Below are 20,347 nucleotides of genomic sequence, written 5' to 3'. Positions count from 1 at the left end.
TAGAAAAGGAGAATGCGCTATGAATATTTTTGATGTGATGAAAATACCGGCTTTTGAAAACGCCCATTTAATCGCTGGAAAAGCAGGAGGGGAAAGAGAGGTTCAGCATGTCAATATGATGGACGCTCCGGATATCGCAGACTTCCTGCATAAGAATGAATTGCTCGTCACCACCGCGTATCACCTGAAGGATCACCCGCACCAGTTATCTGAATTGATTCGGCAAATGGCAAAACGCGGCTGCGCGGGCCTCGGCATTAAAACAAAGCGCTACTTGGAGGATATCCCGAAAGAAATCATCGAACTGGCCGATTCATACGCGTTTCCGATCATTGAGCTGCCGGAGCACATCCGCCTCGGGGATATTGTGAATGCAACACTCAGCCACATTCTCGATATGCGGTCTAACGAGCTGCAGCAAGCCATTTACGCGCACAAAAAATTCACAAACCATATTATGAGCGGCAAAGGGCTGCAATCTCTCCTCAAAAAGGTCTCAGACCTCCTTCAGCTACCTGTGCTGCTGCTTGACCAGCATGCCAAAATGCTGTCTGCGTCGCATCAGATTTCATTTGAGACCGAAAAGCTGAAAAGCACTCTGAATACCGTATCCGGTCCGTTTTTCACTTGTTTCTGTACGATTCCGGATCAGAAAACGTATTCCGTCCTTCCTATTTATAATCACGAAAAAAATTGCGGCTATCTGCTGATACCGGACATGGTGCAGGCCGGCGACAAAGGATTGATTCTCACGATTGAGCAAGCGGCCAACGTGATTTCCTTTGAACTGCTGAAAGAAAATGCGCTGAAGCAATTCAGCAGGCGTGCGCGCAATGAGTTTTTCAGCAATTTTATTGAGCGCTCATTTTCTTCAAACGATGAAATCAAAAACCGGGCGAAGGAATTCAAGCTGCGCTGGGATCAAAAATACATGTGCATCGCCGGCAAACTCGACCGGAATGACGAATCAATCAGCTTTACAGAAAATCAGCTCGCCTCCGACGGCGTATTTGAATTTCTTGAAGGCGAATTATCAGCCTTCCCGTTTCCTCCCCATCTTTTTATAAAAGGAAATGTCGGTATTATTCTGATCGAGGCGACAGACAGCTGGAGTGAAATGCACGCATCGGTGATCAGCTTTTTAGAGCAGTTTCAATCACAGATCAGAGCTCAATTTAAACGGACGGTGTCCTTTGGCATCAGCAATATATGCCAAAAGCTCATTGACGTTCCCGACGCGTTCACCGAAGCTTCAGACGCTTTGCAATCAGGGCATTTGTCTAGAAGCACCGCGTTTATCCAAGTGTATCACGCAAAAGATGTGCCTGAGCTCCTCCGCCTGCTCCCGGTTGAGGATTTGAAGAAATTTTACAACTCCACGCTTCAAAGCCTCGCTGAAAAACAGCAGGAGGATCAAAGCCTGCTTCATACGCTGTCCGTCTATTTAGAGACACACTGCCAAATTTCCGAGACGGCAAAGCGTCTGTACGTTCATCGCAATACGGTCATCTACCGCCTTGAAAAATGTGAGGAGCTGCTGGGCAAAAGCTTAAAAGACCCTGAAACGACAATGCGTTTGCGGCTTGCTTTACGGATGCAGCGGTTAATCAGCTAACATCCGTCACATAATCTTACGAATTAAATCGTTTTTCGTCACTTCCAGCAATAACACCTGTCTTTTTCAGCTACAGTAGCCAATGACACCCGACAGTTCGCACGCTATCATGTTACTAAAGTTCACATGAAAAGGAGGGACTATGGTGAAACAACGATCGTTTGCGGTGTTTTCTCTTGGCCTTCAGCATGTGCTGGCCATGTATGCAGGTGCGATTTTAGTGCCCCTGCTTGTCGGCAGGGCGCTGAATGTAACCTCTGAACAGCTGTCTTACCTGTTAGCGATTGACCTGTTAACGTGCGGCATCGCGACGCTTTTGCAAACCCTTCGCGGCGCATACATCGGCATCGGTCTTCCCGTCATGCTCGGCAGTTCATTTGTGGCCGTCACCCCGATGATTTCAATCGGCGCGAATTACGGCATTCACGCCATTTACGGCTCCATCATCGCTGCTGGTGTGTTTATCTTTCTCTTTGCGCGATTTTTCGGCAGGCTGACCGTGTTATTTCCTCCTGTCGTAACAGGAACCGTTGTCACCTTAATCGGCCTTTCACTTGTTCCGACAGGTGTGAAAAATATGGCTGGCGGCGAAAAAATAAACGGCGGCGCCAACCCCGAATATGGTTCGCTCGAAAACCTTCTCCTCTCTGTCGGCGTCCTTGTCCTGATCTTAGTTCTCAACCGCTTTCTCAAAGGATTTGCCCGAACGTTGTCCGTTCTGATCGGAATCACCGCCGGGACAGCGGCAGCAGCGATCATGGGAAAAGTCAGTTTTTCTGCTGTCGCTGAAGCCCCGTTCTTCCAAATCCCGAGGCCGTTTTACTTCGGAGCCCCTTCATTTGAAATCGGCCCGATCTTAACGATGCTGATCGTCGGAATGGTCATTATCGTCGAATCGACCGGCGTTTTCTATGCGATCGGTAAGATATGCGGCAGATCTTTAACCGAAAAAGATCTTGTCAAAGGCTACCGGGCGGAAGGAATCGCCATTCTCATCGGCGGACTGTTCAACGCCTTCCCTTATAACACCTTTGCGCAAAACGCCGGCTTATTGCAGCTGACGAAAGTCAAAACAAGAAACATCGTCGTTACCGCAGGCTGTATCCTTGTCTGTCTCGGACTGATTCCGAAGATCGCCGCCCTTGCTTCTGCCGTTCCTGCTGCTGTACTTGGCGGCGCGACCGTTGTCATGTTCGGCATGGTGATTGCCTCAGGCGTCAAAATGCTCAGCGCAGCGGATCTCAAAAACCAATACCACCTCTTGACCATCGCCTGCTCAATCGCACTCGGCATCGGCGCCAGCACGGTCCCCGGGATTTTTGCTGAATTCCCCGCTCCAATCAGAATTCTCGTCAGTGACGGCACCATCACCGGCAGTCTGACCGCCATCTTTTTGAATCTATTTTTCAGCCTGCGCGGCAAAAAAGAAAAAACAACACAGAAAACTGAACTTCCGGCATTAGATCATACACTCGCATTAGAAAAAGAGGTGTAAAAAAGATGAAGGAATATCGCAATGCCTTTCAGCTGATGATGCTCGGGCTTCAGCATATGCTTGCCATGTATGCGGGAGCCATTCTTGTTCCGCTGATCGTCGGAGCGGCGATCGGGCTGAATCCGGGTCAGCTCACGTATTTAATCGCGATCGATTTGTTCATGTGCGGGGCGGCGACTCTTTTGCAGCTATGGAAAAATCGGTTTTTCGGCATCGGCCTCCCTGTTGTGCTCGGATGTACGTTTACCGCAGTCGGCCCGATGATTTCCATCGGCGGCACATACGGTGTCTCAGCCATATACGGTGCCATTATCGTCGCAGGGCTGATTATCGTCTTAGCCGCGGGCTTCTTTGGAAAGCTTGTCCGTTTTTTTCCGCCTGTTGTGACCGGCTCAGTCGTCATGATTATCGGCATCAGCCTGATTCCGACAGCAATGAATAACCTGGCCGGAGGCGATGGAAGCAAAGACTTCGGGTCATTGGACAACGTGCTTCTCGGATTTGGCGTCACGGCTTTTATCTTATTGCTGTTTTATTTCTTTAAAGGCTTTATCCGCTCCATTGCGGTTTTGCTCGGCCTTATCGCAGGTACAGCGGCCGCATTCTTCATGGGAAAGGCCGATTTTTCTGATGTCATGGAGGCGTCCTGGCTTCATGTTCCGTCTCTGTTTTATTTCGGACCACCTACCTTCGAGCTGCCGGCTGTTGTGACGATGCTGCTCGTTGCGATTGTCAGTCTGGTCGAATCGACAGGTGTTTACTTTGCGCTTGCCGATATCACAAACCGCAGGCTGTCGGAGCAGGATCTGGAAAAGGGCTACCGGGCGGAGGGCTTTGCAATTATGCTTGGCGGCTTATTTAACGCGTTTCCCTATACCGCTTTCTCGCAAAATGTCGGTATTGTCCAGCTATCAAAAATGAAAAGTGTTAACGTCATCGCCGTCACGGGGATGATGCTGATGGCAATCGGACTGGTTCCAAAAGCAGCTGCACTGACAACAGTGATTCCAAACCCAGTTCTCGGCGGCGCGATGATCGTCATGTTCGGCATGGTCATTTCTTACGGGATCAAAATGCTTTCTAGCGTTGATCTCGACTCGCAAGGCAATCTGCTGATTATTGCCGCTTCCGTCAGCTTAGGGCTTGGCGCAACGACAGTTCCCGCGTTGTTTTCCTCTCTTCCGGGAGCGGCTTCAGTCTTGGCAGGAAGCGGAATTGTGATCGGCAGTTTGACGGCAATTGCATTGCACGCTTTTTTTCAAACCAAGCAGCCGGATCGACGCTGAAATAAAAACGTAAAGGAAGATGCCAATGTTCACTATGAATGACCTGAATCAAATGGACAGACACACACTGACAGACACGCTGGGATCTATTTTCGAACACTCTTCATGGATTGCGGAGGAAGCGGCGGAATTACGCCCGTTTTCTTCTCTTTCTGATCTTCACCGCAAAATGGCCGGCATTTTAAAAGCCGCGGACCGCCAGACGCAGCTTAATTTAATCAACAAGCATCCCAGACTCGGAACAAAGAACATAATGAGTGATGCCTCAGTAAGCGAGCAGCGAAACGCAGGGCTAAGCAAACTTGAACAAGAGGAATACGAGGAATTTCTCAAGCTGAATGAACATTATGATGAACGCTTCGGTTTTCCTTTTATTTTAGCGGTAAAGGGAAAAACGAAACAGGACATTCACCGAGCCCTAGTGAAAAGGCTCGAGAACGAACAGGAAACCGAGTTCCAGCAAGCCCTTATCGAAATTTACCGCATCGCCCGCTTTCGGCTGGCGGACATCATAACTGAAAAAGGAGAGACGCAAATGAAAAGAACTATGTCTTACGGCAAAGGAAATGTATTTGCATACCGAACGTTTTTAAAGCCGCTCACAGGAGTAAAGCAAATCCCAGAGTCATCTTTTTCAGGGAGAGACAATACCGTTGTCGGCGTTGATGTGACATGTGAAATTGGCGGAGACGCCTTCCTGCCGTCATTTATAGACGGGGATAACACCCTCGTTGTGGCTACAGACTCAATGAAAAACTTTATTCAGCGCCATCTCGCTTCCTATGAAGGGACAACAATTGAGGGGTTCTTACACGATGTGGCTCACCGATTTTTAAATACGTATTCTCATATGGACACGATTACTCTGACAGGCGAAGAGATTCCATTTGAAGCAATGCCCGTATACGATGCGCAAGAGCTCCGCACAAGCCAGCTCGTTTTCAGAAGATCGCGCAATGAACGGGCTCGGTCTGTGCTGAAAGCGGAACGAACCGGGGATACCATAACGATTAAGGAGCAATACAGTGAAATCATAGATCTCCAGCTCGTCAAGGTGAGCGGCAACTCTTTCGTCGGCTTTATTCGCGACGAATATACGACTCTCCCCGAAGACGGCAACCGCCCGCTGTTTGTCCATCTAAACATCGGCTGGCATTACGAAAACACAAATGACGCATACGCTTCAGATCCCGCCCGCTACGTCGCGGCTGAACAGGTCCGCGACTTGGCAAGCGCCGTGTTTCACGAACTTGAAACCCCTTCAATCCAAAATTTAATCTATCATATCGGTTGCAGAATTTTAACGAGATTCCCGCAGCTCACCGACGTCACCTTCCAATCTCAAAATCACACATGGGACACAGTCGTTGAGGAAATCCCGGGGTCCAAAGGAAAAGTCTACACCGAACCGCGCCCGCCATTCGGCTTCCAGCGCTTTACCGTGACAAGAGAAGACGCCGAGAAAGAAAAACAGAAAGCTACTGAAGAATTTCGGAGCCTGAAGGCCTGATGGGAAAGCTGACAACCCATATCTTGGATTTAACCTGCGGCAAACCCGCCGCGAACGTAAAAATTGAATTGAAGCGGCTGTACGGCGGAAGCCTTTTGACAGAGGCATTCACCAACGCTGACGGCCGAGTCGATGCGCCGCTTCTCGCAGGGGAAGAGCTGGTGCCCGGAGAATATGTCATAGAATTTCATGCAGGAGAGTATTTTGCGAGCAAAAACATAAATACAGCCGATCAGCCGTTTTTAACCATCGTCACCGTCCGCTTTCAGCTTGCAGATTCAGATGCGAATTATCATATCCCGCTTTTGCTGTCGCCTTTTGGTTATCAGGTGTATAGGGGGAGTTAAGAAGGAAGCCCGCCGGTGAGGCGGGCTTCTCCATGGCAGCTTTAACGTTTGATTATAGTCAGATGAAAAGTATGTCTTATACTCTTTTCACTTGGCAGCATACACAGCTACAAGGAAAGAGATGTATTCACTGCTGTTTGAGCATGGATGAAAGCTGTATCAAATAATGGCACTTCAGAGTCCTCTGGTTTTACTAGTAATCCAATTTCAGTACATCCAAGAATAATCCCTTCTGCACCTCGATCCACCAAATGATTGATGATCTTCTTATACATGTGTTTAGACGACTGTTTGATTTCGCCTAAACACAGCTCCTGATAAATAATATGATTGATTACTTCTCTTTCCTCATCAGCAGGCACAATGACATTGATATTGTGAGACTCAATACGTGATTTATAAAAATCTTGTTCCATCGTATACTTCGTTCCAAGTAAACCTACTTAACGAATACCTTGTCTCGTGATTTGATCGGCAGTTGCATCTGCAATATGTAAAATAGGGATAGTGATCATTTGCTGGATATAGCCAATCACTTTATGCATAGTATTTGTACATATGACGATAAAGTCTGCGCCTGCTTTTTCTAATGATCTCGCAGCTTTCCCTAAAGCCGCACCTGCTTTATCCCAAGCCCCTTCTGACTGATAGTGTTCAATCTCCTTAAAATCGACACTGTACAAAACGCATTTTGCAGAATGCAGCCCTCCTAGTTTCTTTTTTATCTCCTCATTGATCATTCGATAATACTCAGCCGAAGATTCCCAACTCATTCCGCCAATAAGGCCGATCGTTTTCATAAGTCCACCCCTGAATCTTTTCAGAATATAATCAATTATTCTAAAGTATAGATTAATCTAATGAAATGATTTATTTTTCAGAAAATTGCCTGCGAGGAAATATCCCGAAGTCTTCTAGATACTAAAAGTCCGCTTGTCATGCACGCATTGGCAAGCTTCCCGTCAATTAGGATGGCGCATGCTCCGCAGCGGCCGATTCTGCAGGAAACCTTTGTTCCGGTCAGCTGAATTTCCTTTCTAAGCAGGTCACTTAGACGAGTCGCGGGAATGGCTTCCATCTCACGCTCCTGACCATTTACGGTCATTCGGAATTGTTTCTGTTTCATAGGAAATCATTCAGCTGCTTTTACGTCCATTGCTTCAGCCCCTTTCTATCGCAGTTCTTCGCTTGAAATGAACGGCTTGTTTACCTAGCAGCAGACCCCATCATGCACAGCTTTACAATTCCATGTCGTGTGTGCCAAACTGTTAGTGTCTTTTGATATAAAAACTCCTCCGTATGTTGATATTTTGGTTGGCGAACCAAAAAGCACTCGGGGGGAGTTTTCTTCATACAACGCTGAAAGCTTTTTTGGAACCCTAGGCCTCGCATAGGGTTTTCTTTTTCACAATAAAAACCTCCATTTTCAAAGGAGGTTCAGAGTAATATTTTCAAGTTTGAAGACGATCTGAAGCAAGATGAATTGTGTTTTGAGTTTGGTTCTCTGTAAAGTCGGTACCGAAACCACATAGGAAAACAAATGACAAACCCAGGATAATGCTCAACCTCTTTTTAAAAGTCATACAGGCATTCTCCCCTTTGAATTTGTGTTTGAGTCTCAACCATTTTCTGATGATAAACATAGGATGTTTCAAATTCTTTTGAGTTTGCAAAAGCAGCTGCGGTCTCACAGGCAATGTCTTCAACATACGAATAGTTCTTATTCTTTTCTAAGTATTCTATGGTCTGATTAACTCCATGTTGATCCACCGCATCAACGTAAAGAGCTTTTAAATAACCCTGTAATTTTGCGAAGAGCTCATCACCTTGATAAAGAGCTGCTGACAAACCTTTCTTACTTACTTGGATAGCTTCATTCATTTTTCCTTGTTTGAAAAGGATTTTTGCATAAGAAAATAAAGAATGTGGCAAGTTTGTGAGCTTTTCTTTTTCTGTTATTTCCACAGCTTGCTTCATGAATACTTCCGCTTGCTCGTAATCACCACTGTCAGCAAAATTTGTGCCTAAATTATATAACGCAGAACTAATCAACCTCTTGTTATTCAATTCCCTAGATAACTCTAATGCTTTTTCAAGATGCGGCTGACTTTTTTCATAACGTTTAAAATCAATATAATTCCCTGAAATAACAAACATACATTGGACTTTTCGCACCTTATAAAGTTCATATTGATTATAAATATCCAATGCTTGTTTAACGTGATGCATAGACACATGACTTTGCTTCATACCATAATATGCTTCAGCTAACTTAAAATGAAACTCTGCCCTTTCGATCTCATCAGGGACATGTATAAGCTGCTTTTCGGCTTCTCTATAATAGTAAATAGCTTTCATGTATTGCTTCTTATCAAACTCGTACATCCCTCTGAAAAACAGAGAATAATACGACAACAGGCCAGATATGCCTTTATTTGAAGCCTCAATTTTTTCAAGAAGTTCCTCAATAGTTGGTCTTATACGTGTTGTTACAGGTTCCAAATAATCTAACATGAGCTGATGACGGAATTTCATTAATGAGAAATAAATCAGCAAATATTCATCCTCTTCCATCTGATTGATTTCTTGCTCCACCTCAGCCTTTAAAATCTCTGCATCCGGGACACTAAATTGACGAATCATCTTATACCATTCATTGATTTTGACGCCAACTTCCGACGAAGGTAAAACCGGATTCACAGGATCCCTCCTTTTTATGTAATATTATAACATTACCAAAAATATGTAAGACCGCAAAAAAACCGCAAACTTTTTCTTTTGTTAGTTTCGTAACGTCATCATCTATATTTTTTAAAAAACATAATAATGACTCTTGAAATCCACATCTGCTTATCGATTACACTAGAGGAAAGCCTAAAAAGAAAGGTTGATGGGTTTGAACTTATATTTAGTAGCAGCACTTGCCATATCAGTATTGTTAAATGTGATTTTATGTATTCAGCTGGGAAAGTTCAGAACAAGCCGGAATTTCAAATGGAAAGAAGGCGTGGGAATCAACACGCCATTCGCTGCGTTAGTCTGGGCTTTCCTTGCGATCACCATTTTTTTGAGTCTTATCGGTTTATTGGCTGGTGTTAGTGATTTATAAGAAGAAATGATTGCGAGATCAAGTGTCTCGTATTGGCGTCGAGAACATAAACGAATGTCCCTTAATCGTCCAATTGCAAAAATCAATTTTTCACACGAGTGAAGTCCGACTTTAAAAATCGGACTTCACTTTTCCTCTGTTCAACTCTTTTCTTATCCTGCAGGCCGACCGTATAATTCCGCCGTAACCGGTACATCTGCACAAATTCCCTGCCAGTCCTTCTTCTATGTCTTCATCTGTGGGATGCGGGTTTTCTTCGAACAATGCTTTAAGCGCAATGATCATTCCCGGCGTACAGTAGCCGCATTGGAAGCCGCCTTCTTCCAAGAAAGCGGTTTGGCACATATCCAGCTCTTCTTTTTGAAGCCCCTCGATGGTTGTGATGGAGTGGCCGTCTGCTTGATAGGCCATCGTCATGCACGCATTGGCCAGCCTTCCGTCAATTAGGATGGAGCATGCTCCGCAGCGGCCGATTCCGCAGGACACCTTTGTCCCGGTCAGCTGACATTCCTTTCTAAGCAGGTCACTTAGACGAGCCGTGGGAATGGCTGTCACCTCACGCTCCTGCCCATTTACGGTCATTCGGTACTGTCCCTTTTTTACAGGAAGTAAGCCAGCTTCTTTTACGTCCATTGCTTCAGCCCCTTTCTGTCTATCGCTTCCAGCAGCTCTTCTCTCGAAATCGGCAGTTTGTTTATCCAGCAGCCGACCGCATCATGGACAGCCTTTACAATAGCGGGAGTGATAGCGATCGTTCCAATTTCGCCAACTCCCCGCGGTCCGTATGCGTCTCCCTTCATCAGTTCTTCTATTGCGATCACCTTCATGCAAGGAACATCTTTGACGACTGGGATCAAATAGTGATCGAGATTTCCCGCAGCATAACGGCCGTCCGTCATTTTCGCTTCCTCCATCAGCGTATAGCCGAGCGCCATGGCGGCACCGCCTTCAATTTGGCCCCGGTAACCCTGCGGACTGACAACCGGACCTGCCGCAATGGCGTGCTCACAATCTATCACTTTGACCTCGCCTGTTAATAGATCCACCTCCACTTCAACGGCGGCTGCTCCAAATGAGTAGAGAAAATGTCCGCCATCCACAGGATCAGGCGTTGTTGGAAAGTCAAATGCCGTTTCCTCTGCCAAAGGGCCTTTTTCAGCCAGCTCCTTATACGTCACCATGAGTGCCTCTGTGTTTTTGTCACGCAAACCTGCGGCGCCGAGAATAAGATTTTCGGCTGAACTGCCGCTCCATTCTGCCGCCCGTTTTTTCAAGCGAGAAAGAAACGGCTTCTTCAAACGCTGAATTGCGTGCCACGCCATGCTTGTGCCGCGGGATGCTGTGGAGGAGCCTGACTTCGGCACCTTTGCGGTATCTCCGATCACAATGGAAATATCCTCTGCGGCACAGCCAAGCTCCTCTGTGACGATATGTTCAATCGCTGCCAGAATGCCCTGTCCGCATTCTTCAAATCCGAACGAAGCTGTGATTTTGCCGTCACTTGAAAGGGACAAACGGCCTCCCGCCGCATCCATTCGGCCATACCCCAGCCCGCCGCCGTGCATCGTTATTGCCGCTCCCGTGCCGCTCCGTATATACCCGGAGTACCGGCGTTTTCTTGTCAGAATGGGAGATTCAGAAATGGCATTCAACACCTGTGCCGCTCCGTCAGTCGGTGCAATCCGATGCTCCAGCGGCCCTAAGTCATACGGTTTTCTGATATTTTTTCTTCTCAGCTCCAGCGGGTCGATACCGAGCCTATCACTGAGACGGTCGAGATGGGTTTCGAGGGCAAATGTGATTTGATTGCCGCCAAAGCCCCGAAATTCTCCCGCCACTCCGTTGTTCGTAAACACAGATATTCCTTCCGTCCGGATATTCGGAATACGGTACGACCCCGCGGCATGCTCGACAGAAAAATCAAGAACCGCGGGTCCAAGCGTGGCGTAAGCACCTGTGTCCGCCACAATTTTCACGTCATGAGCCAAAAGCTTTCCTGTTTGATCAGCTCCCGTTTTTATTGTCACCTTCATCGGATGGCGCTTAATGCCAGAACGTACAGATTCCTTTCTCGTCTGATGGATTTTGACAGGGCGTCCGCTTTTCAGGGCCAAAAGCGCGGCATACGGCTGGATATTCAGCTCATCCTTTCCTCCGAACGAGCCGCCCATCGGACTCGACACAACCCTGATCTTCTCTTCAGGAATCTCAAATATGCGTGAAAGCTGGAAACGGTCTTTATAGCCGTGCTGTGTTCCTGCATACATCGTAAAGCCCCCATCATCCTCCGGAACGGCTGTGCCTCCTTCCGTTTCCATATACGTATGCATCTGCCGGGGCAGCTCATAGGTTTCTTCAAGAACTGTATCAGATGTTTGAAATCCTTCCTCCACATCGCCGTTTGAAAAAAACGCGCGGTGCAGGATATTCCCGTCCTCATGCAGCTTGGGCGCGTCCGGCCGAAGCGCTTTTTCCGGTGAATCAATGACCTCCAGCTCTCTATACTCAACACGAATCAGCTCCAGCGCAGCCTCCGCGATTTCCTGCGTTTCCGCAGCCACGGCGGCAATCGCATCCCCGACATACCGTACTCTGTTCTCGCATAAAACCGGCTGATCAGGGATGACTATGCCAAATCGGTTTAATCCGGGAACATCTTTATGAGTGACGACAGCCCGCACACCTTCCATTTCTTCAGCTTTCATGGTGCAAATCGACACAATCTCCGCATGAGGATAAGCGCTTCTTAACACCTTGCCATGCAGCATTCCGCGAAAGCTGAGATCGGTCATATATTTCAGTTCCCCTGTGACCTTTTCTCTTCCATCCGGCCTGACTCTTGACAGTTTGTTGATGATCATTTATTCCCCCCCCTCTGCCATCAGCTCTGACATGATGACGTTGGCAGCGGCTTTTTTTCTGTATGCCGCTGACATAAAAGCATCTGCGGAAAATGGCAGCTCATGGAGAAGCGTTTCGTACAGCTCGTGCGGATCCCATCCTGACACCATCCACTTCGCTTCACTTTCCAATAATCTTTCAGGTGTAATATCGGCATGGCCAGCGGCGAGGCGAATGCCGCCGTCTTTCAAAAAACGTCCAGCCGCTACAGCAGCCGCTCCTGTAAAAGCCTGGCGCCTCCCAAGCTTGCGGTAAAACACACGCTCTCCCTCCGCACGCGGGATGATGACATGCGTGACGATAGCATTTCCATCGTTTTCATCTGCGAGCCAATCGCCAAGCGGCAGCCTGACCAGCTCCTTTTGATACACGACAAGCTCCGCATCAAGCACGAGCAAGAGCGGAAGCAAATCGCCGATTTTACTCGCGATATTTCCGCCAATTGTGGCCCGGCTGCGGATACCCGGTGCGGCGACGGCGGAAGCAGCATCGCTGAAACAGCGAAGCGCCCTCTTGATGAAAGGATGCTTTCTGCATTCATTCAGTGTCGTGAGCGCTCCGATCGACACGTGGGTGTCACTGACGCTGATCCCCCTCATCTCTTCAATTCCTTCAAGACTGACAAGGTGCTGTTTCGGAAGAATTCCCTTATCCCACTGAAGCTGAAGCAGTGTGCTGCCCGATGCGGCACACACATTCGGGGCAAACTGCTCTAGAAGCGAATAGGCTTCATCAAGCGCTGCCGGTTTCCATACTTGAATATTCACCCTCGCTGTTGGCTCTTGCCTGTTCACACCATCGCCCTCCTTACCATCTCGTATTCCTCCGGTGTATCAATATCGTTCAGCTCCGCGCCTTCCTTTGCCTCCAAAACGGCTCCTCTTCCAAGCTGTCCGTTTTTCAGAAGTCTGCGGGCCCCCTCATCTCCCTTTAGCTTCTTTATATAAGGAAAACACGCTGCTGAGAAATAAATTGGCGGGGTGAGCGCGCCTGAAAACGAAGATACGGCAAACGACTCAGGTGCCATCGCCACAAGGGCATTGAGATGATCAACGGAAAGCTGCGGCTGGTCGGCTAACAAAATGACAACGCCGTCCGCTCCCATGCTTTCCGCTTTTCTCACCCCGCCGCTGACTGAATGCCCTTGACCTTTTTCTGCGTCTCGACACACGTGCAGACTCCAGCGTTTTCGAAAAGGCGGAGCGTGATAGGGCGTTCCCATCCATTCAAGGGAAGCATGTTTTGTCCGCTCGACGATCAGCACGTGATCAAGGCCGGACAGAAGAGCCGTTTTCAAGGAAAGCGATCCGATGGTTTCTCCTTTCAGCGGCAAAGCAAGCTTGTTTCGGCCCATTCTTTTGCTTTTGCCGGCAGCGAGAAACACGCCGATCAGATAGGGGACTCTCATACAGCCGCCAACCGTTTTCTTGTTTGAATGATTTCCGCAACAACGCTGACGGCGATTTCCTCGGGACCTTCCGCACCGATTGACAGCCCGACCGGACTGTAAAAGTGAGCCGGCGGCTGTTTTCCGTTCAGCAGCCGCTTCGTACGGTTTGCCGAACCTAACAAACCGATATAATGAAGCTGTTGAGAAAATAAGAAAGCGATGATCTCTTGATCGTGCTGAAAATGGTGGGTTGCCACAACGGCTGCATCCTGCGGCAAAAACTGAAATTCACTGAGCATTTGTTCCGGAAAAGCGGTGATCAGCTGATCCGCTTTTGGGAATAGAGAGGATGTGCAATAAGCGGGACGCCAATCCGTCACAATCACAGAAAATCCAGTATCAGCCGCCAAATTGGCAAGCGGCACAATATCCGGTCCCGCTCCGAACAGAATGAGGCGCGGCTTCGGTTCAATCCGCTGAATAAACAGGTTGGCAGATGGATCAAAATGCGGCAAATGAAGCGTAGAAACGGTACGTTGTATGTCTTGCAGAGGCGCGTCCGGCCAATTCCCGAAATGCCCATTTTCCGTCAGAAATAAAGAACGGGAGGCGTCAACCTGCGTAACGGCTGTTACTGCTTTGCCAGCATGAAGGCAGTCTCTCACTCTTTCATAGTGCCGTCTTTTTTCCTGAGTGATTGCTTCTATATAAATATGAATCATGCCGTTGCATCCGGCTCCCATGCCCCAGGAAAGATCGTCCTCCGCCCGCATATCATAAGAAATCAGCGCTGACGTCAGCTGATCACCCAGCTCACTGATTCTTTGGAATAAATCTTCTTCCACACATCCGCCGCTCAGCAGGCCGACCCTATCCCCATTTTTCTTAAAGAGCATAGAGGCGCCTGCTTTTCGATACGCGGAGCCTTCAACCTGAACAATGGTCGCCAGCACAGCCTCCTCCCGATCTTCCAGAAGCGTATCTACCATCATGTGCAAATTTCCCAATGCTGTATCCCCCTCTCTTACATTGCTGTGAGAATCAACAAGTTCAGCGTGATTTTATAGGTAACTTGTATAAAGAATAGATGATGGAAGAAAAAATGACTCTTGCTTCGTCAGAAAATACAACACGGAGAAAGAAGATTTGTAAAAAGAGTCAAACGGAGAAAAACGGATTGGAGAAATAGCACATCATATGACTAAAAAAGCTTGCGGAGATTCCGCAAGCTTCCTTTATACCGCCGCCTGACGGCCAGCGTTTTCATACACGTCAAGCGCCGCTTGGAGCGCTTTTCCAGCTTCGATCGCTGCGCCATGTCTGAGCAGCACAGCCTCTAACCCAGCAAGCACGAACAGCACGTTTTCTTTTCTGCAGCTGTAGCCCATCGTGCCGATTCTCCAGATCTTTCCCGCCAGCGGTCCGAATGAGCTGGCAATTTCGATGCCGAATTGCGCCAGCAGCATGTGACGGACAGACTCGCCGTCAATGCCGTCCGGAATTTCTACACAGGTGACAACAGGCATTTTACAGCTGTCATCTCCAAACAGCTTCAGCCCCATCGCCTTAATCCCTGCCGCTAATGCGGTCTCATGGTGACGATGCCGCTCAAATCGGGCTTCAAGGCCTTCTTCAAGCACCAGCCTGACACCTTCACGTAAGGCATACAGCATCGTCGTCGCTTCAGTATGATGATTGAGCCGTCTTTCACTCCAATAATCCTCAAGCTGACTTAAATCAAAATAGTTGCTTGTGATCGGCCGGTTTCCTGAAAGCGCTGCCCTGTCCGCTTGTGTCGCAATCCCGCGCTCCACCTTTTTACGAGCCGCAATCACATCCGCCACCCGCTCATTATATGTAATCGGCGCCATCCCCGACGGGACAGACAAGCATTTTTGCGTGCCGCCGATGGCTGCGTCAATCTTCCAATCATCGACTTTGACCTCGCAGCCTCCGATCGTCGCAACTGCATCGACGATAAACAATGCATTCTGTGCGCGGCAGGCTTCGCCGATTGCTTTCAGCGGGTGAATCCGCCCTGTCGATGTTTCGCCGTGCACCATCGCGACGATTTTCGGCTTCACTTTTGTTATTTCCCGTATGATGTCCTCCGGGTCAAAAACCGTTCCCCACTCGCACTCAAGCGTATGAACATTTGCCCCGTACCGCTCGGCAATTTCAGTCAGCAAATAACCGAAGCGCCCGTAAATGGGGATGAGCACATCATCTTCAGGTTCAATCACACTTGCCAGCACCGCTTCGATTCCCGCCCGTGATGTGCCGTCAATTGGGTAGGCCCAGCGATTTTTTGTTTGAAACAGCTCTCGAAGCATTTCCATCGTTTCATTCATGATATCTGTAAACGCCGGATCAAATTGGCCGACTACCGGGGTGCTCATCACTCTTAATACACGCGGATCAACCTCAACAGGGCCCGGCGTCATAATCGTTCTTAACGGTGTGCATAATTCTTTTCTGCCTGACACAGCCATTCCTCCTTATCAGTAAGCCAGTTTGTATAATAAATCAGTCAGTGCGCGGACGCCGATCTCAAGCTGTCTGGCTGAGGTATATTCTTTCGGTGAGTGGCTGATGCCGCTTCGGCTTGGCACAAACAGCATACAAGCCGGATGGCGCCGTCCGATCATTTGCGCGTCATGCCCTGCTCCGCTTACCATTTCTTCACAGCTGTTGCCGTTTTCTGCCGCTGTTTCAAGAGCCGCAGCCTTCAGCCTTTCGTCCATCGGCACAGGCTCTATCTTCATATATTCATCAATCACGGCGTGAATTCCTTTTTGATGGCAAACGCGGTTGATCAAAGCAGCCATGTCTTCATGGAACTGTTCTAGCACATGCTGATGCTGATGGCGAATATCGATTGAAAACTGCACGCGGCCAGGGATGACATTGGCTACATTGGGTTCTGCCGTTATTTTGCCGCATGTCAGACGGAGCTCATCCGGCTGCTCTTCCGCGCGCAGCAGCAGTTCATGAATGATCCGGCTGCCGGCCGCAAGCGGGTCCTTACGCCATTTCATGGAAGTGGTTCCCGCGTGATTGCATTCCCCCTCCAGCGTGATGAGATACCGCCTCTGCCCCGCAATACTTGTCACAATGCCAAGATCCCGGCCTGACATTTCCAACGTCTGCCCCTGTTCAATATGAAGCTCAACAAATGCGCTGATATCTGTCCGATATGCTGCCTGAAACACCCCTTTGCCAAAACCGTTCTCATACATCGCTGTTTGCAGAGAGACCCCTGACTCGTCTCTTGGCTCTATTGCATCCTGTCCTGAAAATACACCCGTCATATTCCCTGATCCCCAATAGGTCATTGGAAAACGGCTGCCCTCTTCCTCACACAAGGAGACCGCCTCGAGCGTTTTTTTCGGCGCTCCGTATGTTTCCTTGAGCTGCTTTAACGCAAGCATTGCCGCCAGAACGCCATAAGCACCGTCATATTTTCCTCCATTGATGACCGTATCGATATGTGAACCGGTTACAATCACTTCATCCGGAGACTCGGTGCCCAAGAGCCTTCCAAAAACATTGCCGACGTCATCGAATCTTGTTTCAAGCCCGAATGAAGACATTTCCGTCTTCACGGCGAGCTGCGCATCCATCCACTCTTTTGTGTACAAGAGCCTCGTTACGCCGCCATCCGCAGACGCACCGTATTGGGCGAGCCATTCAATATAATCTGTGATGCTGTTTTTCACTGAAAGCTTCTGCTTTTCCATGCACTCCCCCCTCTGGGCGTTATGGTGACTTCATTATAGAAGGAGGAACACGACAGTTCATTGGCAGATTAACCAAAAAAACGTTTATTTTTTGGTCACAGTATCTATCCTAAGATCAGAAAATCGAAGGGTATGGACTAAAAGCAATGGGCAGCGAGGCAGCCGAAAACAGGTCATCATGAATGCGGAACTGCGTAATGATGTGTTCGGACATACCAATTCAATTGAAAAAAGAGCAGGCCACGCCCCCTCCCAGCTGGAGCAAAAACAGGGCCAAAAGATATTAAAACAGCGGATTTCCGCCTCCACCAAAGGAACCAATTTACAAATTTAATGAAAAATATACAAAATGACACTTTTATCCTTTATTTCAATTTTAGATAATAGACATGATCTGATAAAAGGAGGGCAAGTGATGACAAAAAAAGCAAGGTTTCTGCCGCTCGTCTGTGTATTACTGATTTCAGGATGGTTCGCGCCCGCGGCTTCAGCAAGCGCGCAAACCGCATTCAGCTTGAATGACCGATTGGCGTCTTCCACCTCAGGGACCGGGGGCCTTCTCACGTTAGCCGCTCCCGCTGCACCCTACGCTGACACTGATACCTATTATGAAGGGGCTGAAGGAAAAACAGGAAAATCGCTAAAAAGCGCCCTGCACCGTATCATCAGCGGACACACGATGCTGTCCTACAGCGAAGTATGGAACGCGCTGAAAGAAACCGATAAAGATCTGGCAAACCCAAATAACGTCATCCTGCTCTATACGAATGAATCGCGGTCGAAAAACCTGAACGGCGGCAATGCCGGAGATTGGAACCGCGAGCACGTCTGGGCGAAATCTCATGGCGATTTTGGTACGAGCAAAGGGCCCGGCACAGACATTCACCATTTGCGCCCGGCTGATGTCCAAGTCAACAGCGCCAGAGGAAATATGGATTTTGACAATGGCGGCACAGAATATACGAAAGCGCCCGGCAATTATTACGACGGAGATTCATGGGAGCCCCGTGATGAAGTGAAAGGCGATATCGCCCGCATGCTGTTTTACATGGCTGTCCGTTACGAAGGTGATGACGGCTACCCTGACCTTGAGCTTAATCATAAGACCGGCAACGGTTCAGCTCCTTATATTGGCAAACAATCTGTCCTGCTCGACTGGAATAAACAGGACCCGGTTGACGATCGTGAGCGAAAAAGAAATGAAATCATTTATGAGAAATATCAGCACAACCGCAATCCATTTATCGACCATCCCGAATGGGCGGACGAGATTTGGCCGTAAGAAAAAGGTGCTCCTTGTGAGGAGCACCCTTAGATAACTTTGGTAAACATATTCTGAGCAAAAGGGATACTCGTTTAAGATAATTATACACACACAATACAAAATCATTCTTAGGAGGAGCTTTTAAAATACAAGACAAACAAAAAATAGACTAATTAGAAATTAAAATAACCGGTAGTTTTTAAGATTAATATCTTTCGAATATGAGCTTATTCGTAGGATACCAAAGAAAGTACGAAGTACCGGATTTATTGTGCAAAAGAGCTCTTACCTATTCCTTTAGAAGGACTGGCCCCTACCACTTGGATAGGTGTAACGAACGAATGAGATGCATTTGACAAGTTTTAGACATGGGAGCGAAAAGCTACAAGGGTTGCGTAGAGAATACGTACGATACATGGAAACTATTGGCGTTATTACTACCTTAAAATTCTTGTACTGTGGATAAGCGCTTGGCATCCAGCTCCAGCGCCTAGCCCCTCGAGGTCATAAGCGACTCATGAATTGAAGGTAAAGAGCACCTTCTATTCATGAGCGTCTTAATTGCCCGAGGCTGATCAAGGCGCTTGCGCTTTTGTTCTTTCCTTTATATTTAAAAGTATAGAAAATATCTTAGTAAACTAATAGTTATCATTCCTGCCACTACAGCACCTAGTAAACTCTTAGTTAATAAAACAACTAAAAAAGTTGGTATGATTCCTAATAACTCATGACTATTTGAGAGAGGTGAAAAATTATTCTCTTCAAAAAGAAGTTCTTGACCCAACAAAGCAGTCATAACAGTAACCGGTACAAAACTTAGCCAACTCAAAAACCATTTAGGCAACTCTATTTTACTTAAAAAAAGGAGTGGGATTACTCTAGGTAATAATGTAACAATACCTGTACCTAAAACAATGAGTAAAATATCTAATCTCAATTCCATTTCTTAATCACCATCCCGACTGTTGAAGCAATAATAGTTGTCACCATGACGGCCCACATACCTGGCATTAAATAGTTAACAGCGATCAAACAAAAAATTGTAAAGATAGCTATTGATATTTCGAGAGCTTTATTGGTCTTACTCAAAATCTGTAGAACCAATAGGCCAGCGAACATCGCAGGTAAAGCAAAGTCCATCCCTATAGACTCTGTATCTGTTACTAAACCTCCAAAGATACCTCCTAGGACATTAGCAAGTAACCAATTGATATATGCTGTTATATTTAATCCGAGTAGCCAAGAAAAATTCGCTTCCTTCCTATTTTCTAGATGATTGGATGCAACACCAAATGTTTCGTCCGTAATTTGCGAACCAATAACAAAGTTTTTCCAAGCGGAAAATTTACGACAATAAGGCGCTAAAGAAGCACTAAATAGCAAATGTCGCAGATTTACTAAAAAGATTGAAAAGAGAATGGAAGTAATTGTACTTCCAGCCAAAATCATACCAGCTGTTACAAATTGTCCTGAACCTGCATAAAGGAATAGGGATAACAATGCAATTTCTAGAACACTTAGACCAGCTGTCTTTGCAACTACCCCTGCTGCAAAACCAATACTGAGATAACCAAACACAGTCGGCAAGCAAGCTTTCACACCATCCATAAAAGTATCTTGGCTTTGTACTGAACGTTTAAGTTGAAGAGCACTGTCTGACATACGAATTCCTCCTTTTTATAATTTTCAA

The 20,347-nt window shown here is 47.4% G+C and carries 17 protein-coding genes and 3 pseudogenes; 8 read left to right on the top strand and 12 right to left on the bottom strand.

Translation table 11 applies throughout. The features are described from left to right. Positions 1-19: 19 nt before the first annotated feature. The 5 genes and pseudogenes from pucR to uraH all read left to right on the top strand — a co-directional run bounded on the left by pucR (position 20) and on the right by uraH (position 6,253). Positions 20-1,615 (top strand): purine catabolism transcriptional regulator PucR, encoded by a 1,596-nt coding sequence (pucR, locus tag V756_RS0104630; protein ID WP_024713646.1) that lies wholly within the window; start codon positions 20-22, stop codon positions 1,613-1,615. Positions 1,616-1,760: 145 nt separating this feature from the next. Beyond that, a complete protein-coding gene (locus V756_RS0104625; RefSeq protein ID WP_024713645.1) occupies positions 1,761-3,110 on the top strand; it encodes a nucleobase:cation symporter-2 family protein in 1,350 nt (449 codons plus the stop codon). Between the two features lie 5 nt (positions 3,111-3,115). Then, positions 3,116-4,409, top strand: a pseudogene (locus V756_RS0104620) (nucleobase:cation symporter-2 family protein). 12 nt (positions 4,410-4,421) lie between these two features. After that, entirely contained in the window at positions 4,422-5,906 is a 1,485-nt protein-coding gene (gene pucL / locus V756_RS0104615) for a factor-independent urate hydroxylase (protein WP_024713643.1), read from the top strand. Then, positions 5,906-6,253 (top strand): hydroxyisourate hydrolase, encoded by a 348-nt coding sequence (uraH, locus tag V756_RS0104610; RefSeq protein WP_024713642.1) that lies wholly within the window; start codon positions 5,906-5,908, stop codon positions 6,251-6,253. Before pucL ends, uraH begins: the two co-directional genes overlap by 1 nt. A gap of 107 nt (positions 6,254-6,360) precedes the next feature. Here the strand turns inward: uraH and V756_RS01000000121850 are convergent. The 3 genes and pseudogenes from V756_RS01000000121850 to V756_RS0104590 form a co-directional block, all read right to left on the bottom strand. Continuing rightward, a pseudogene (locus tag V756_RS01000000121850) lies at positions 6,361-7,053 on the bottom strand (aspartate/glutamate racemase family protein). 134 nt (positions 7,054-7,187) lie between these two features. Beyond that, positions 7,188-7,379, bottom strand: a pseudogene (locus V756_RS01000000121845) (2Fe-2S iron-sulfur cluster-binding protein); the annotation flags it as partial. Between the two features lie 446 nt (positions 7,380-7,825). After that, complete coding sequence (locus tag V756_RS0104590) at positions 7,826-8,953, bottom strand: Rap family tetratricopeptide repeat protein (RefSeq protein WP_024713640.1); 1,128 nt, start codon at positions 8,951-8,953, stop codon at positions 7,826-7,828. Between the two features lie 196 nt (positions 8,954-9,149). Between V756_RS0104590 and V756_RS0104585 the strand changes: the two genes are divergently transcribed. Beyond that, positions 9,150-9,362: a hypothetical protein gene (locus V756_RS0104585; protein WP_142675222.1), complete on the top strand. Its 213-nt coding sequence runs from the start codon at positions 9,150-9,152 to the stop codon at positions 9,360-9,362. A gap of 111 nt (positions 9,363-9,473) precedes the next feature. On the opposite strand, the gene pucE is transcribed toward V756_RS0104585, so the two are convergent. The 7 genes from pucE to allC all read right to left on the bottom strand — a co-directional run bounded on the left by pucE (position 9,474) and on the right by allC (position 17,393). Then, complete coding sequence (gene pucE, locus V756_RS0104580) at positions 9,474-9,995, bottom strand: xanthine dehydrogenase subunit E (RefSeq protein ID WP_024713638.1); 522 nt, start codon at positions 9,993-9,995, stop codon at positions 9,474-9,476. Further along, positions 9,986-12,223 (bottom strand): xanthine dehydrogenase subunit D, encoded by a 2,238-nt coding sequence (gene pucD, locus V756_RS0104575; RefSeq protein ID WP_024713637.1) that lies wholly within the window; start codon positions 12,221-12,223, stop codon positions 9,986-9,988. The genes pucE and pucD overlap by 10 nt, the downstream gene beginning before the upstream one ends. Beyond that, positions 12,224-13,057 carry a xanthine dehydrogenase subunit C gene (gene pucC / locus V756_RS0104570; RefSeq protein ID WP_024713636.1) on the bottom strand — a complete coding sequence of 278 codons (834 nt, stop codon included), beginning with the start codon at positions 13,055-13,057 and terminating at the stop codon, positions 12,224-12,226. Then, positions 13,054-13,671, bottom strand: a complete 618-nt coding sequence (gene pucB, locus V756_RS0104565; RefSeq protein ID WP_024713635.1) for a xanthine dehydrogenase accessory protein PucB — start codon at positions 13,669-13,671, stop codon at positions 13,054-13,056. The genes pucC and pucB overlap by 4 nt, the downstream gene beginning before the upstream one ends. Further along, positions 13,668-14,660 (bottom strand): XdhC family protein, encoded by a 993-nt coding sequence (locus V756_RS0104560; protein WP_024713634.1) that lies wholly within the window; start codon positions 14,658-14,660, stop codon positions 13,668-13,670. The genes pucB and V756_RS0104560 overlap by 4 nt, the downstream gene beginning before the upstream one ends. A gap of 228 nt (positions 14,661-14,888) precedes the next feature. After that, positions 14,889-16,139 (bottom strand): (S)-ureidoglycine--glyoxylate transaminase, encoded by a 1,251-nt coding sequence (gene pucG, locus V756_RS0104555; protein ID WP_024713633.1) that lies wholly within the window; start codon positions 16,137-16,139, stop codon positions 14,889-14,891. A gap of 15 nt (positions 16,140-16,154) precedes the next feature. After that, on the bottom strand, positions 16,155-17,393 hold the full coding sequence (gene allC, locus V756_RS0104550) for an allantoate deiminase (RefSeq protein WP_024713632.1): 1,239 nt from the start codon (positions 17,391-17,393) through the stop codon (positions 16,155-16,157). A gap of 178 nt (positions 17,394-17,571) precedes the next feature. Here allC and V756_RS1000000123830 point away from each other — a divergent pair, with 178 nt between their 5' ends. Together V756_RS1000000123830 and V756_RS0104540 are read left to right on the top strand one after the other, a co-directional pair. Continuing rightward, positions 17,572-17,727, top strand: coding sequence for a hypothetical protein (locus V756_RS1000000123830; protein ID WP_155906188.1), 156 nt, complete (start codon positions 17,572-17,574; stop codon positions 17,725-17,727). 81 nt (positions 17,728-17,808) lie between these two features. Continuing rightward, positions 17,809-18,675 carry an endonuclease I family protein gene (locus V756_RS0104540; protein WP_024713631.1) on the top strand — a complete coding sequence of 289 codons (867 nt, stop codon included), beginning with the start codon at positions 17,809-17,811 and terminating at the stop codon, positions 18,673-18,675. A gap of 592 nt (positions 18,676-19,267) precedes the next feature. Here the strand turns inward: V756_RS0104540 and V756_RS0104535 are convergent. Together V756_RS0104535 and V756_RS0104530 are read right to left on the bottom strand one after the other, a co-directional pair. Continuing rightward, a complete protein-coding gene (locus tag V756_RS0104535) occupies positions 19,268-19,600 on the bottom strand; it encodes an AzlD domain-containing protein (RefSeq protein ID WP_024713630.1) in 333 nt (110 codons plus the stop codon). Continuing rightward, the gene (locus V756_RS0104530; protein ID WP_024713629.1) at positions 19,591-20,319 is read right to left on the bottom strand and encodes an AzlC family ABC transporter permease; all 729 of its coding nucleotides are present in this window, start codon (positions 20,317-20,319) and stop codon (positions 19,591-19,593) included. Before V756_RS0104530 ends, V756_RS0104535 begins: the two co-directional genes overlap by 10 nt. Between the last annotated feature and the right edge of the window lie 28 nt (positions 20,320-20,347).

This window comes from Bacillus tequilensis KCTC 13622, assembly GCF_000507145.1.
Lineage (GTDB): Bacteria > Bacillota > Bacilli > Bacillales > Bacillaceae > Bacillus > Bacillus tequilensis.
The sequence above is the reverse complement of the archived record's forward strand: the minus strand, read 5'-3'. Positions and strand labels throughout refer to the sequence as shown.

Bases quoted from the DNA above. Each gene is read 5' to 3' on its own strand.
- pucR (WP_024713646.1), top strand. From the start codon at position 20: ATGAATATTTTTGATGTGATGAAAATACCGGCTTTTGAAAACGCCCAT.
- pucL (WP_024713643.1), top strand. From the start codon at position 4,422: ATGTTCACTATGAATGACCTGAATCAAATGGACAGACACACACTGACA.
- uraH (WP_024713642.1), top strand. From the start codon at position 5,906: ATGGGAAAGCTGACAACCCATATCTTGGATTTAACCTGCGGCAAACCC.
- pucE (WP_024713638.1), bottom strand. From the start codon at position 9,995: ATGGACGTAAAAGAAGCTGGCTTACTTCCTGTAAAAAAGGGACAGTAC.
- pucD (WP_024713637.1), bottom strand. From the start codon at position 12,223: ATGATCATCAACAAACTGTCAAGAGTCAGGCCGGATGGAAGAGAAAAG.
- pucB (WP_024713635.1), bottom strand. From the start codon at position 13,671: ATGAGAGTCCCCTATCTGATCGGCGTGTTTCTCGCTGCCGGCAAAAGC.
- allC (WP_024713632.1), bottom strand. From the start codon at position 17,393: ATGGAAAAGCAGAAGCTTTCAGTGAAAAACAGCATCACAGATTATATT.
- V756_RS1000000123830 (WP_155906188.1), top strand. From the start codon at position 17,572: ATGAATGCGGAACTGCGTAATGATGTGTTCGGACATACCAATTCAATT.
- V756_RS0104540 (WP_024713631.1), top strand. From the start codon at position 17,809: ATGACAAAAAAAGCAAGGTTTCTGCCGCTCGTCTGTGTATTACTGATT.
- V756_RS0104535 (WP_024713630.1), bottom strand. From the start codon at position 19,600: ATGGAATTGAGATTAGATATTTTACTCATTGTTTTAGGTACAGGTATT.
- V756_RS0104530 (WP_024713629.1), bottom strand. From the start codon at position 20,319: ATGTCAGACAGTGCTCTTCAACTTAAACGTTCAGTACAAAGCCAAGAT.